General features: G+C 67.1%; 7 protein-coding genes. 3 read left to right on the top strand and 4 right to left on the bottom strand.

The window, feature by feature from the left end:
• Positions 1–102: 102 nt before the first annotated feature.
• Both ACAD63_RS05265 and ACAD63_RS05260 read left to right on the top strand, forming a co-directional pair.
• Positions 103–1,785, top strand: a complete 1,683-nt coding sequence (locus ACAD63_RS05265; RefSeq protein WP_135705599.1) for an L-lactate permease — start codon at positions 103–105, stop codon at positions 1,783–1,785.
• Positions 1,786–1,966: 181 nt separating this feature from the next.
• Complete coding sequence (locus ACAD63_RS05260) at positions 1,967–3,796, top strand: ABC transporter ATP-binding protein (RefSeq protein ID WP_195431891.1); 1,830 nt, start codon at positions 1,967–1,969, stop codon at positions 3,794–3,796.
• A gap of 64 nt (positions 3,797–3,860) precedes the next feature.
• Here ACAD63_RS05260 and parC read toward each other — a convergent pair whose 3' ends face one another.
• From parC to ACAD63_RS05245, 3 genes are all read right to left on the bottom strand, one after another.
• Positions 3,861–6,203 (bottom strand): DNA topoisomerase IV subunit A, encoded by a 2,343-nt coding sequence (parC, locus tag ACAD63_RS05255; protein WP_135705601.1) that lies wholly within the window; start codon positions 6,201–6,203, stop codon positions 3,861–3,863.
• Positions 6,204–6,272: 69 nt separating this feature from the next.
• Complete coding sequence (locus ACAD63_RS05250; protein ID WP_133093038.1) at positions 6,273–7,085, bottom strand: lytic transglycosylase domain-containing protein; 813 nt, start codon at positions 7,083–7,085, stop codon at positions 6,273–6,275.
• A 66-nt stretch (positions 7,086–7,151) separates the two neighbouring features.
• Positions 7,152–9,143, bottom strand: coding sequence for a DNA topoisomerase IV subunit B (locus ACAD63_RS05245; RefSeq protein ID WP_133093039.1), 1,992 nt, complete (start codon positions 9,141–9,143; stop codon positions 7,152–7,154).
• A 344-nt stretch (positions 9,144–9,487) separates the two neighbouring features.
• Between ACAD63_RS05245 and ACAD63_RS05240 the strand changes: the two genes are divergently transcribed.
• Entirely contained in the window at positions 9,488–10,699 is a 1,212-nt protein-coding gene (locus tag ACAD63_RS05240) for an MFS transporter (RefSeq protein ID WP_195431890.1), read from the top strand.
• A 1,029-nt stretch (positions 10,700–11,728) separates the two neighbouring features.
• Here ACAD63_RS05240 and ACAD63_RS05235 read toward each other — a convergent pair.
• Positions 11,729–13,660, bottom strand: coding sequence for an ATP-binding cassette domain-containing protein (locus ACAD63_RS05235; RefSeq protein ID WP_195427352.1), 1,932 nt, complete (start codon positions 13,658–13,660; stop codon positions 11,729–11,731).
• Between the last annotated feature and the right edge of the window lie 269 nt (positions 13,661–13,929).

Raw genomic sequence — 13,929 nt, 5'->3', positions numbered from 1 at the left:
CGCGCGCGGCGGATGCCGCGCGCCGGTGCAAAGCGCAAGCGGGTCGCCCCAGGGCACGCAGATCGCCCGGGCTCCCGAGCCAACCTGAGGAGGATTTCGATCGTGTGGAGTCAAGTCTATGACCCGCTGGGCAATATGGCGCTGTCGACCATTGCCGCGGGCATTCCCGTCGCCGTGCTGCTGGCAGCGCTGGCGTTCTTTCATATGCAGGCACACCTGGCCGCGGGGCTGGCGCTGCTGATCGGCATCGTGGTCGCATCCACGGTGTTCGGCATGCCGGCGGCGATGGCCGGCAAGGCGGCGGGGCTCGGCATCGTCTCCGGGCTGTTCCCGATCGGCTGGATCGTGCTGAACATCATCTTCCTGCACCGGCTCACCACCCTGAACGGATCGTTCAAGGTGCTGCAGAACTCGATCTCCGGCATTACCGAGGACCGCCGCCTGCAACTGCTGCTGGTGGCGTTCAGCTTCGGCGCCTTCTTCGAGGGTGCGGCCGGCTTCGGCACGCCGGTGGCCGTGACCGGCGCCATCCTGATCGGCCTGGGCTTCTCGCCGCTGGCCGCCTCGGGGCTGGCGCTGATCGCCAATACCGCGCCGGTGGCCTACGGCGCGCTGGGCGCGCCGATCATCGGCCTGGCTTCGGTGACGGGGCTGGACCTGCTCGACCTGTCGGCCATGATCGGCCGCCAGCTGCCGTTTTTCTCGGTGATCGTGCCGTTCTGGCTGATCTGGGCCTTTGCCGGCTTCCGCGGCATGCTGGCGATCTGGCCGGCGATCCTGGTCGCGGGCGTGAGCTTTGCCATCCCGCAGTTCCTGGTGTCGAACTTCCACGGCCCGTGGCTGGTGGACGTGATCGCGGCGCTGGTGTCGATGGGCGCGCTGACGCTGTTCCTGAAGGTCTGGCATCCGAAGGAAATCTGGACTTCGACCAAGATCCTGGGCCGCCACGACGAATCCAAGGTTGACCATCCCGAAGCGCTGGAAGCCGATGCCGCCGCCAGCGCCGCCTCGGCCGGCATCTCGGTGGCCAAGGCCTGGATGCCGTGGGTGATCCTGACGGTGTTCGTGTTCGTCTGGGGCATCCCCGAGTTCAAGAAGCTGATGGATAGCGTGTGGGCCTGGAAATTCCCGATCCCGGGTCTCGACAAGGCCATCGTCAAGGTGCCGCCGGTGGTGCCCAAGGAAGTCATCGAAGGCGCCGTGTTCAACTTCAACGTGCTGTCGATGGCCGGCACCGGCATCTTTGTCTCGGCGATCGCCGGCGGCCTGCTGATGGGCTACTCGGTGCCGCGCCTGTTCAAGGAGTACTGGGAAACCATCAAGCTGGTGCGCTACTCGCTGCTGACCATCTGCGCGATGTTCGGCGTCGGCTACCTGACCCGCTACTCGGGCCTTGATGCCACGCTGGGCCTGGCCTTCGCCCACACCGGCGTGCTCTACCCGCTGTTCGGCACCATGCTGGGCTGGCTGGGCGTGGCGCTGACCGGCTCGGACACGGCCTCGAACGTGCTGTTCGGCGGCCTGCAGAAGACCACCGCCGAGCAGCTGGGCCTGTCGCCGGTGCTGATGGCGTCGGCCAACAGCTCGGGCGGCGTGATGGGCAAGATGATCGACGCGCAGTCCATCGTGGTGGCCTCCACGGCGACCAAGTGGTACGGCCACGAAGGCGACATCCTGCGCTACGTGTTCTTCCACTCGATCGTACTGGCGATCCTGGTGGGCCTGTTCGTGACGCTGCAGGCCTACGTGCCGCCGTTCACGCATATGGTGATCCACCACCCCTGAGTGCCCTGCCGCCGCGGCAATTTCGGCAAGGCGTTTCGGACAAGGCCCCGCCCCTGGTGGGGCTTTTCCATTGGGCAACGCGCGTATCATGTTGCGTCTGATCCGCCGCAAGCGCCCCCCGGATCCTGCAAGGACAACACGGACGACTGGGCGCGCCGTGGCACACAACGGGAACCCTGCCATGTTGCGTCGCCTGGAAAGACTGATCGACCCCTTCCGTCCCATGCCCGACCGCGAGCCGCCAGGCCAGGTCCTGCGCTTCTACACCTGGTACCTGCGCGAAGTCTGGGGCGTGTTCGTGCTGCTGTTGCTGGTGGGCCTGGTCGGCGCGCTGATCGAGGTGGCGCTGTTCAGCTTCCTCGGCCGGCTGGTCGACATGGCGCAGACCACGCCCGGCGCGGAATTCTTCAGCCGGCATCGCAACGAGCTGGTGTGGATGCTGGTGGTGGCGGTGCTGCTGCGGCCCATCTTCTTCGGCCTGCACGACGTGCTGGTGCACCAGGTCATCAACCCCAGCCTGTCCAACCTGATCCGCTGGCAGAACCACCGCTACGTGCTCAAGCAGAGCCTGTCGTTCTTCCAGAGCGACTTTGCCGGGCGCATCGCCCAGCGCATCATGCAGACCGGCTTCTCGCTGCGCGACTCCGCCGTGCAGGCGGTCGACGCGCTGTGGCACGTGGTGATCTACGCCGTCAGTTCGCTGGTGCTGTTCGCGCAGGCGGACTGGCGGCTGATGATCCCGCTGCTGCTGTGGATCGCCTGCTACGTGGCCGCGCTGCTGTACTTCGTGCCGCGCGTGAAGGAGCGCTCGGTGATCGCCACCGAATCGCGCTCGCGGCTGATGGGGCGCATCGTCGACGGCTATACCAACATCACCACGCTCAAGCTGTTCGCCCATACCCGGCAGGAAGAGGACTACGCGCGCGACGCCATGGCCGAGCAGACCGAAAAGACCCGGCTGGCCGGACGCATGGTCAGCGGCATGGACGTCACCATCACCGCCATGAACGGCGCGCTGATCGCCGGCACCACCGGGCTGGCGGTGTGGCTGTGGAGCACCGGGCATGTCACCACTGGCGCGATCGCGCTGACCACGGGCCTGGTGATCCGCATCAACAATATGTCCGGCTGGATCATGTGGGTGGTCAACGGCATCTTCGAGAACGTCGGGCAGGTGCAGGACGGCATGAAGACCATCGCCGTGCCGCGCAAGGTCAATGACCGCGCCAATGCGCAGCCGCTGCGCGTGACGCAGGGCGAAGTCCGCTTCGAGCAGGTGGGATTCCACTACGGCAAGGGCTCGGGCGTGATCGAGGGCGTCAACCTGACGGTGCGGCCGGGCGAGAAGATCGGCCTGGTCGGCCCGTCCGGCGCGGGCAAGTCGACGCTGGTCAACCTGCTGCTGCGGCTCTATGACGTGGAAAGCGGCCGCATCCTGATCGACGGGCAGGACATCGCCGATGTCACGCAGGAAAGCCTGCGCGCGCAGATCGGCATGGTGACGCAGGACACCTCGCTGCTGCACCGCTCGATCCGCGAGAACCTGCTGTACGGCAAACCCTCCAGCACCGAGGCCGACCTGGCCAATGCGCTGCACGGCGCGCGCGCGGACGAGTTCATTCCCGGCCTGGTCGATGCCCACGGCAATACCGGACTGGAGGCGCAGGTGGGCGAACGCGGCGTGAAGCTGTCAGGCGGACAGCGCCAGCGCATCGCGATCGCGCGGGTGCTGCTGAAGAACGCGCCGATCCTGATCCTCGATGAAGCGACCTCGGCGCTGGATTCGGAAGTGGAAGCGGCGATCCAGGACAGCCTGGAAACGCTGATGCAAGGCAAGACGGTAATTGCCATCGCGCACCGGCTGTCGACGATCGCGCGCATGGACCGGCTGGTGGTGCTGGACAACGGGCATATCGTGGAGAGCGGCACGCATGCGGAATTGCTCGCGCATGGGGGGCTGTATGCGCGGTTGTGGGCGCATCAGACGGGGGGATTTGTGGGGGTGGATTGATCCTGCTGTTTGCTCCCCTCTCCCATGAATGGGAGAGGGGAGCAAACACTGGCTCCGGCGAAACTCAGTTGCCGTTGCCCGGCGCCTCCACCCGCACCGGATCGATCCTCGGCTCCTTCAGCTTCGCCTCGATCTGCTTGCCCTTGCGCGCGCGCTTGCCGACATACGGCAGCAGCGATTGCCCGGCCAGCTTCTGCGACGACGGCTTGCCGCCCCGGCCCGCGCCCGACAGCATCAGCCCCGGCGCGCCCACGGCCACCGCCTGCAGCAGCTTCTCCCTGGGCTCCAGCTCCATCAGGATCACGCCGCGGCCGCCGGCCGACAGCACCTTGACCTCATCCAGCGCCACCAGCAGCAGGCGGCCATTGCCGGACAGGCAGGCCGCATGCGTGGCCTCGTCGCCGATCGGCGCCGGCGGCAGCGGGGCATCGCCGTCGTCCAGCGTCAGGAACGACTTGCCGCCCTTCTGCCGGCCGGTCATGTCGGCCACCGTGGTCAGGAAGCCGTTGCCGCCGGCGGTGGCGATCAGCATGCGCTGGCTGGCGCTGCCGGCAAAGGTGTGTGCCACCTGGCTGCCGGACTGCAACTCGATCAGCGTGGTGATGGGCACCCCGTCGCCGCGCCCGCCCGGCAGGCTGGAGACCGGCACGGAATAGACCCGGCCATTGGTGCCGAACACCAGCAGCACGTCGACGGTGCGGCAGTCAAAGGTGTTGTAGAGCGCATCGCCCGCCTTGAAGGTGAACTGCTGCGGATCGTGGCCATGGCCCTGGCGCGTGCGCACCCAGCCCTTCTGCGACATGATCACCGTCACCGGCTCGTCGATCACGCGCACTTCGGCCGCGGCGCGGCGTTCTTCCTGGATCAGCGTGCGGCGCGGATCCTTGTCTTCCGGGCTGTACTGCCTGGCGTCGGTCTCGATCTCCTTGATGATGCGGCGGCGCATCATGGTCTCGGACTTGAGCAGCACGTCCAGGTCGGCCTGCTCTTCGCGCAGGTCCTTCAGTTCCTTCTCGATCTTGATCGCTTCCAGCCGCGCCAGCTGGCGCAGGCGGATTTCCAGGATGTCCTCGGCCTGGCGGTCGGTCAGCTCGAAGGCTTCGATCAGCGCGGGCTTGGGCTCGTCGCTCTCGCGGATGATGCGGATCACCTCGTCGATATTGAGCAGCACCAGCATCCGGCCTTCGAGAATGTGGATGCGGTCCTCGACCTTGCCCAGGCGATGGCGCGTGCGGCGCGTGACCGTGTCGAAGCGGAACGCGATCCACTCGCCCAGGATCTCGCGCAGGCCCTTCTGGCGCGGGCGGCCATCGGTGCCGATCATCACCAGGTTGATCGGCGCGCCCGACTCCAGGCTGGTATGCGCCAGCAGCGCCTGGATGAACTCTTGCTGGTCGATGTTCTTGCTCTTGGGCTCGAACACCAGCCGCACCGGCGCGTCCTTGCCGGATTCGTCGCGAACCGCGTCCAGCACCGCCAGCACGGTGGCCTTGAGCTGCTGCTGGTCCGGCGTCAGCGCCTTCTTGCCGGCCTTGATCTTGGGATTGGTGATTTCCTCGATTTCTTCCAGCACCTTCTGCGCGGAAGTATTCGGCGGCAGTTCGTTCACCACCATCTGCCACTGGCCTCGCGCCATTTCCTCGATGGTCCAGCGCGCGCGCACCTTCAGGCTGCCGCGGCCGTTCTCGTAGATCTGGGCAATGTCCGCCGCCGGCGAAATGATCTGGCCGCCGCCGGGATAGTCCGGGCCCGGCATCAGCGCCAGCAGCTCGGCCAGCGAGATATTCGGGTTGCGGATCATCGCCACGGTGGCCGCGGCGACCTCGCGCAGGTTGTGCGGCGGGATCTCGGTGGCCATGCCCACCGCGATGCCGGAGGCGCCGTTGAGCAGCACGAACGGCAGCCGCGCCGGCAGCAGCTTCGGCTCCTGCATCGAGCCGTCGTAGTTGGGGACGAAGTCGACCGTGCCCTGGTCGATCTCGTCGAGCAGCAGCCGCGAGATCGGCGTCAGGCGCGCTTCGGTGTACCGCATCGCCGCGGCGCCGTCGCCGTCGCGCGAGCCGAAGTTGCCCTGGCCGTCGATCAGCGGGTAGCGCAGCGAGAAGTCCTGCGCCAGGCGCACCAGCGCGTCATAGGCGGACTGGTCGCCGTGCGGGTGGAACTTGCCCAGCACGTCGCCGACCACGCGCGCGGACTTGACCGGCTTGGCATCGGCGCGCAGGCCCATCTCGTGCATCGCGAACAGGATGCGGCGCTGCACCGGCTTCTGGCCGTCGGCCACTTCCGGCAGCGCGCGGCCCTTGACCACGCTGACGGCGTAGTCAAGGTAGGCGCGCTCGGCGTAGCGGGCCAGCGTCAGCGAATCGGCCGGCTCTTCAGGTTGAAACGTGATGTCTTGTTGTTCCATGGATAGGCAAGAATTCGGCGCGCCATATTGCAGCAGCGCGCCGGGTTGCTTGTGGTTCGGTCATGCCGGTCAGGGCATATTGCGCCGCCCGCCGATCACCATCTTTACGCGCGGCCCGTCGGCAATGGCACTGGCGCGCATGGGCCCCGCGCCCTGGGCGGGCTGGTAGAACCGGTAGAACTGCAGGACCGTGCTGACATACTGCCGCGTCTCGGGGTACGGCGGAATCCGGTTGTTGTAACGCTGCACCGCACCTTCGCCCGCGTTATACGCCGCCAGCACCAGTTCCAGGTTGTTCGGGAACAGCTGCATCAGCCAGCGCAGGTAGCGCACGCCAGCCGTGATGTTGGTGCGCGGGTCGGCCAGCTTCTGTTCGACCGTGCGGCGCTGGTCGGCGCTGACGCCGAAGCGCGCGCCGGTGTCGGGAATCACCTGCATCAGCCCGATCGCACCCTTTGGCGAGACCGCACCCGGGTTGAAACCCGACTCGACCGCCATCACCGCCTTGACCAGCGCGGGATCGACGTCCTGCCTGCTGGCGATCTGGTGGATCAGCGGCTCGACGGTCTTGATATTGGGATGGTTGACGACGTACCGGTAGAGCTTGTGCTGTTCGAGGTCGATATCGTCAGCGCCGTCCGCGCCGGCTGGCGCCCTGCCGCGCTGGATCGCTGCCAGCCGCGCGCTGTCGAGCTTGCCGCCGTCCTTCATGAACAGCTTGTAGCGCGAGTCGAGCTTCTGGTCGGCAAAGTGCGCGATGCCGTCGGCATCGATATAGCCCCACAGCTCGGCATGGGCCGCCGGCGCGCAGGCGAGCCCGGCCAGCGCCAGCACGGCGGCTGCCGTCCTGCGCCATGGATTGCCGGGGGGTCTCGTCGTCATCGTGCGTTCCTGCTGGTCTGCGGACTGGGGGATTATCCCCCCAATCGCGGGCCGGCGCTCCAGTGGTCAGATATCGGCCTCGACCTCGTTGCCCTTCTCTTCCAGCCAGCTGCGGCGCTGCGCGGCCTCGCCCTTGCCCATGAGCATGTTCATCATCTCCACGGTCTGCGGCAGGTCGTATTCGCCCAGCGTCACGGGCAGCAAGCGGCGCGTGTCGGGGTTCATGGTGGTTTCCCACAGCTGCTCGGCGCTCATTTCGCCCAGGCCCTTGAAGCGCGAGATCTGCCAGCTGCCATCCTTGACGCCGTCCTTGACCAGCTTGTCCTGGATGGCCACCAGCTCGCCTTCATCCAGCGCGTACAGCTTCTGCGCCGGCTTCTTGCCGCGCGCGGGAGCATCGACGCGGAACAGCGGCGGGCGCGCCACATAGACGTTGCCGGCCTCGATGAGCTTGGGGAAGTGGCGGAAGAACAGCGTCAGCAGCAGCACCTGGATATGCGCGCCGTCCACGTCCGCGTCCGACAGGATGCTGATCTTGCCGTAGCGCAGGTTGGACAGGTCGGGCTCGTCGTTGGCGCCGTGCGGATCCACGCCGATCGCCACCGCGATGTCGTGCACCTCGTTGTTGGCGAACAGCCGGTCGCGCTCGGTCTCCCAGGTGTTGAGCACCTTGCCGCGCAGCGGCAGGATGGCCTGGAATTCCTTGTCGCGGCCCATCTTGGCCGAGCCGCCGGCGGAATCGCCCTCGACCAGGAACAGCTCGTTGCGGGTCACGTCGGTGGATTCGCAGTCGGTCAGCTTGCCGGGCAGCACGGCCACGCCGGAGCCCTTCTTCTTCTCGACCTTCTGCGCCGCGCGCGTGCGCGCCTGCGCCTGGCGGATCACCAGCTCGGCCAGCTTCTTGCCGTACTCGACATGGTGGTTCAGCCACAGCTCCAGCGCCGGGCGGCTGAAGGTGGAGACCAGCCGCACCGCGTCGCGGCTGTTCAGGCGTTCCTTGATCTGGCCCTGGAACTGCGGGTCGAGCACCTTGGCCGAGAGCACGAACGAGGCGCGCGCGAACACGTCTTCGCTCATCAGCTTGACGCCCTTGGGCTGCAGCGCGTGCATCTCGATAAAGCTCTTGACCGCCTGGAACAGGCCTTCGCGCAGGCCGGACTCGTGCGTGCCGCCGGCCGGCGTGGGGATCAGGTTGACGTAGGACTCGCGCACCGGCGCGCCGTCCTCGGTCCAGGCCACCACCCATGAGGCGCCTTCGCCGTCGGCAAAGCCTTCCTCGCCGGGGTTGGCGTCGGGATCGGCGAAATGCTCGCCCTCGAACATCGGTATCACCAGCTCCGAGCCGCTGCCTTGCGCCAGCGCTTCGACCAGGTAGCCCTTCAGGCCCTGGTCGTACTGCCAGGTCTGGGTTTCGCCGCTCTTCTCGAGCACCAGCGTCACCTTGACGCCCGGCAGCAGCACGGCCTTGCTGCGCAGCAGCCGCTGCAACTCGGCCTGCGGGATCGCGGCCGAATCGAAATACCTGGCGTCCGGCCACACCTGCACGCGCGTGCCGTTCTTCTTCTCGCCGCGCTCGAGCTTGCGCGAGGCCAGCGGCGAGGTCACGTCGCCGCCGGAGAACGTCAGCGTCGAGTTCATGCCGTCGCGCCAGACGGTCACGTCCAGCTGCGTCGACAGCGCGTTGGTCACCGACACGCCCACGCCGTGCAGGCCGCCCGAGAAGGCATAGGCGCCGCCCTTGCCCTTGTCGAACTTGCCGCCGGCGTGCAGCCGGGTAAAGACGATCTCGACCACCGGCACGCCTTCTTCCGGGTGGATGCCCACCGGGATGCCGCGGCCGTCGTCCTCCACGCTGACGCTGCCGTCGCGGTGCAGGGTCACCAGGATCTCGGAGCCGTGGCCGCCCAGGGCCTCGTCCGAGGCGTTGTCGATCACCTCCTGCACGATATGCAGGGGGTTGTCGGTCCGGGTGTACATGCCGGGGCGCTGCTTGACCGGCTCCAGGCCCTTCAGGACCCGGATGGAAGATTCGCTGTACTGACTGGTTTTGCTCGCCATGGAGTCGCTACGAAAGTGGATGTCCCGGCTGCCGCGGGCGTACAACTGTGCACGCGCCGGGGCACCGGGCACTGCATTGTAATGGATGCGCGGGGCGGTATTCCCGCTGAAAAACGCTTGCGGCTGCCGCCGGGGCCCGCGCCGCATTTGCCGCGGCGCCGCCACTTTCTGCCGCGCCGCCGGCATCAAGCGGGTGGCGTACGCGTTTTCCGCGTCCGGGGTAAACTCGCCACCACCCCGCCCACGGCAAGCCAGATTGCCGTCCCGGCACGGTTCACAACAAGCACAGACAATCCATGCCGGCGCCGCGCCACCGCGCGGCCAGCCGCACACCGAGCCAAGACATGCAAAACCGACAACTTTCCCTGACCACCGTGCTGGTGTGCGGGGGCCTGCTCGTCACGCTATCGATGGGCATCCGCCACGGCTTCGGCCTGTTCAACCTGCCGATCACGCAGGCGCACGGCTGGAACCGCGAGACCTTCGCCTTCGCGCTGGCACTGCAGAACCTGATGTGGGGCGCCAGCCAGCCCTTCGCCGGCGCGCTGGCCGACAAGTTCGGCGCGCTGCGCATCATGCTGGTCGGCGTGGCGCTGTATGTGGCGGGCCTGGTGGTGATGGCGCTGGCGACCAGCGGCACGGCCTTTGCCACCGGCGCCGGGGTGATGATCGGTATCGCCCAGTCCGGCACCACCTACAGCATCGTCTACGGCGTGATCGGCCGCGTGGCCAGCCCCGAGAAGCGCGTGTGGGCGATGGGCATCGCCGCCGCGGCGGGATCGTTCGGGCAGTTCCTGATGATCCCGGTGGAGCAGGGGCTGATTTCCGGCCTGGGCTGGCAGAACGCGCTCTATGTGATGGCGCTGATGGCCTGCGTGATGCTCCCGCTGGCGCTGACCCTGCGCGAACCGAGCGAGATGGCGCACGGCGCCGGCCAGCACCAGACCATCGGCCAGGCGATCCGCGAGGCCTTCGGCAACCGCAACTACCAGCTGCTGACGCTGGGCTACTTCGTGTGTGGCTTCCAGGTGGTGTTTATCGGCGTGCACCTTGCGCCGTACCTGAAGGACCAGGGCCTGACCGACCCGAAGGTGGCCGTCGTGGCGCTGGCGCTGATCGGTCTGTTCAATGTGTTCGGCACCTATACCGCCGGCGCCATGGGCCAGCGGCTGCCCAAGCGCTACCTGCTCGCGTTTATCTACCTGGCGCGCGCCGTGGTGATCGCCGGCTACCTGCTGTTGCCGCTGACGGTGGCGAGCACCTGGGTATTCGCGGCGCTGATGGGGTTCCTGTGGCTGTCGACGGTGCCGCTGACCAACGGCATCATCGCGCAGGTGTTCGGGGTGAAGTACCTGTCGATGCTGTCGGGGGTGGTGTTTTTCTCGCACCAGATCGGCAGCTTCCTTGGGGCGTGGCTGGGGGGCTATCTCTATGACCGTACCGGTGGGTACAACACGGTGTGGCTGATTTCGATCGGGCTGGGAGTGCTGGCGGCGCTGGTTAACCTGCCGATTCGCGAGCAGGCGCTGGTGCGTGGTCAGCCGGTGGCGGCGTGATGGTTGCGGGCCGCGCGCGCATGGCGAAGGCAGCCGGGCTGGCGGTGCTGGGCGGGGTGCTGGCGCTTGGCTTCGTGGGGTATCTGCGGCCTTCGTTTGTGGTTGATCTGACGAATATGGTGCTGGCTTGGTGCGGGTGAGGTTGGGCAGGCCCGTGGAATCGCCGCTTTCGCTGTTTGTGACAAGCTGTCGGCCGTTGAAGCGTTGCTGTCGCTGCTTATGACATGCTGTCGGCCGTTGAACCGCCTGGTTCCGCCCTGCTGGGCGGGTCACTTTTTGTCCGAGCGACAAAAAGTAACCAAAAAACGCGTCGCCTGAGCGGCTGGCTATCAATTTGGCGGCGTGGGTGGGTCGGGCGGTGGTGATTTCCGTTCGATGTGGCTGGTGGCTCAAACCTGCTACGCCAGGTGAGTTTGGGATAGTGGCTGCGTCGACCCACTATTGGACGATCCCCATGCCGGGCGCAGGCCGCCTGCTGCCGGCGTCAACGCGGGGACGCCTACGGCTGCGCTGCGCGCGCTCAGTATCGTAGGTCGGGGGCTTGGGCACGGAGTGCATCGCTGCGCTCGCACAGCGCGGTCGTGAAGGACGCCGGGCCCGAAGCCCGGATCAGGACGTGGGCGCAGCCCTGCCACCTTAGGGCCGGCGCGCAGCGCAGCAGCCGTAGGCGTTCCTACGTTGCGGTCGGCAGCAGGGGCCCGCCACAGCTCTGGGCTCGTTCAAACATCGCTTTAATCGCAGGCCACCTTGGCGCACCAAGGCGTCAGGCAGTCCTGCTCTGCAACGAAGCAAAGCCCCGTACGAAAGCCCAAGCCCACTACGATAAGAGTGACCGCCCGCAGGGCAGTAAACGCGCTTTTTGGTTACTTTTTGTCGCTCGGACAAAAAGTGACCCGCCCAGGAGGGCGGAACCAGGCGGCTCAACGGCCGACAGCATGTCATAAGCAGCGACAGCGGACGCATAAACAGCCGACAGCATGTCACCAACAGCGACACCGGCGCTTGAACAAGCCGAGAGCCTGTCGCTCCTTATATCCCCTCCCCCTTCACCTTCCCCTCCAACACCTCCCACCGCTCCAACGCCTCCAGCAATTCCATCTCGATCTCATCATGCCGCGTTGCGAGCTGCGCCGCCTTGGCCGCGTCGCTGACATAGAGCGAGCCATCCTCCAGCTGCGCCGATATCGTCTTCTGCTCGGTCTCCAGCGCGGCGATGCGCTCCGGCAGGCCATCCAGCTCGCGCTGCTCCTTGTATGACAGCTTGACCGAACGATTGGCGCCGCGCGCCTCGCGCGACTCCTTGCCCCTGGCCGACTCGGCCGCCTTCTGCTCCGGCTTGCGCGCAGCCTGGATCCCGGCGGCGCGGGCCGATTGCTCGACCCAGTCGGAATAGCCGCCCACCGACTCGCGCCACACGCCTTCACCCTCGGCGGCGATGGTGGAGGTCACCACGTTGTCCAGGAACGCGCGGTCGTGAGAGACCAGGAACACCGTGCCGCTGTAGTCCTGCAGCAGTTCTTCCAGCAGCTCCAGCGTATCGATATCGAGGTCGTTGGTCGGCTCGTCCAGCACCAGCACGTTGGCCGGCCGCGCGAACAGCCGCGCCAGCAGCAAGCGGTTGCGCTCGCCGCCCGACAGCGACTTGACCGGCGAACGCGCGCGCTCCGGCGCGAACAGGAAATCGCCCAGGTAGCTCATCACGTGCTTGCGCTGCCCGTTGACCTCGACCCAGTCGCTGCCCGGGCTGATGGTGTCGGCCAGCGATTTTTCCAGGTCAAGCGCGGTGCGCATCTGGTCGAAGTACGCCACCTGCAGGTTGCTGCCGTTGCGCACCGTGCCGCTGTCCGGCGCCAGCTCGCCCAGGATCAGCCGCAGCAGCGTGGTCTTGCCGGCGCCATTGGGGCCGATCAGGCCAACCTTGTCGCCGCGCATGATGGTGGCGGTGAAATCGCGCACCACCACCTTGTCGCCATAGGCCTTGTTCACGTCGGTCAGCTCGGACACGATCTTGCCGGAGCGGTCCGCCTGCGATACCTCCAGCTTGACGTTGCCCTGCACCTCGCGGCGCGCGGCGCGCTCGGTGCGCATCGCCACCAGGCGCTGGATGCGAGATACGCTGCGCGTGCGGCGCGCCTCCACGCCCTTGCGGATCCACACTTCTTCCTGCGCCAGCAGCTTGTCGAACTTGGCCTGCTCGACCTGCTCGGCGGCCAGCATTTCTTCCTTGCGCGCCTGGTAGGCGGCAAAGTTGCCGGGGAAGGACACCAGCCGGCCGCGGTCCAGCTCGACGATGCGAGTGGCCACGCGGTCCAGGAAGGCGCGGTCATGGGTAATCAGCAGCACGCTGCCGCGGAAGGCGAGCAGCAGGTCTTCCAGCCAGCGGATCGCCTCCACGTCGAGGTGGTTGGTCGGCTCGTCCAGCAGCAGGATGTCGGGTTCGGCGACCAGCGCCTGCGCCAGCGCCACGCGCTTCTGCAGGCCGCCGGAGAGCGCGTCGACGCGGGTGTGCGAATCGAGCCCCAGCCGGGCCAGCGTGGTTTCCACGCGGGTGCGCAGCTGCCAGGCGCCGGCGGCGTCCAGCTCGGACTGCAGCCGGTGCAGTTCGGCCAGCGCGGCTTCGTCGTCGTGGTGCTCGGCAACGCGATCGGCCGCGGCCTCGTAGCGCACCAGCAGGTCATGCGCATCGCCCATGCCCTGCGACACCGCGTCGAACACGGTGATGCCCGGCTCGAACTGCGGCTCCTGCGGCACGTAGGCACTGGTCACACCGCTCTGGCGTGCGATCAGGCCATCGTCAGGCGCCGACAGCCCGGCCACGATCTTCAGCAGCGAGGACTTGCCCGAGCCGTTGCGCCCGATCAGGCCCACGCGTTCGCCAGACTCCAGCGAAAAATCGGCGTGGTCGAGCAAAGCCACGTGCCCGAAGGCGAGCTGGGCGTCGGTAATGGAAAACAGGGCCATGGGAAAAGACGACGAATGGAAAGACGGAGCCGGATCGGACGGGGATGGTTGCCGGGCATGGCGCGGCAGCCCGCATTGTAGACGACCCCGGCCGCAGGCGGCCCCAGACACGCGGCCCCCGGGCAGGCGGCCCAAAAAAGAAGGGCCCGCGCACTGCGGGCCCAAGAGTCTCTCCTCGGTGCCCTGCTCGCAAGGCACGCAAACAGAGTATCAATGGGCCCGGTCCCGCTCCAGTCGGACAAATCCGTAAGGGAAAGTCCCGTCAACCC

It is taken from the genome of Cupriavidus sp. a3, assembly GCF_051015765.1.
Lineage (GTDB): Bacteria > Pseudomonadota > Gammaproteobacteria > Burkholderiales > Burkholderiaceae > Cupriavidus > Cupriavidus oxalaticus_A.
The sequence above is the reverse complement of the archived record's forward strand: the minus strand, read 5'-3'. Positions and strand labels throughout refer to the sequence as shown.

Coding starts and splice junctions, on each gene's coding strand:
- ACAD63_RS05235 (WP_195427352.1), bottom strand. CDS start 13,660: ATGGCCCTGTTTTCCATTACCGACGCCCAGCTCGCCTTCGGGCACGTG.
- parC (WP_135705601.1), bottom strand. CDS start 6,203: ATGGAACAACAAGACATCACGTTTCAACCTGAAGAGCCGGCCGATTCG.
- ACAD63_RS05245 (WP_133093039.1), bottom strand. CDS start 9,143: ATGGCGAGCAAAACCAGTCAGTACAGCGAATCTTCCATCCGGGTCCTG.
- ACAD63_RS05260 (WP_195431891.1), top strand. CDS start 1,967: ATGTTGCGTCGCCTGGAAAGACTGATCGACCCCTTCCGTCCCATGCCC.
- ACAD63_RS05240 (WP_195431890.1), top strand. CDS start 9,488: ATGCAAAACCGACAACTTTCCCTGACCACCGTGCTGGTGTGCGGGGGC.
- ACAD63_RS05250 (WP_133093038.1), bottom strand. CDS start 7,085: ATGACGACGAGACCCCCCGGCAATCCATGGCGCAGGACGGCAGCCGCC.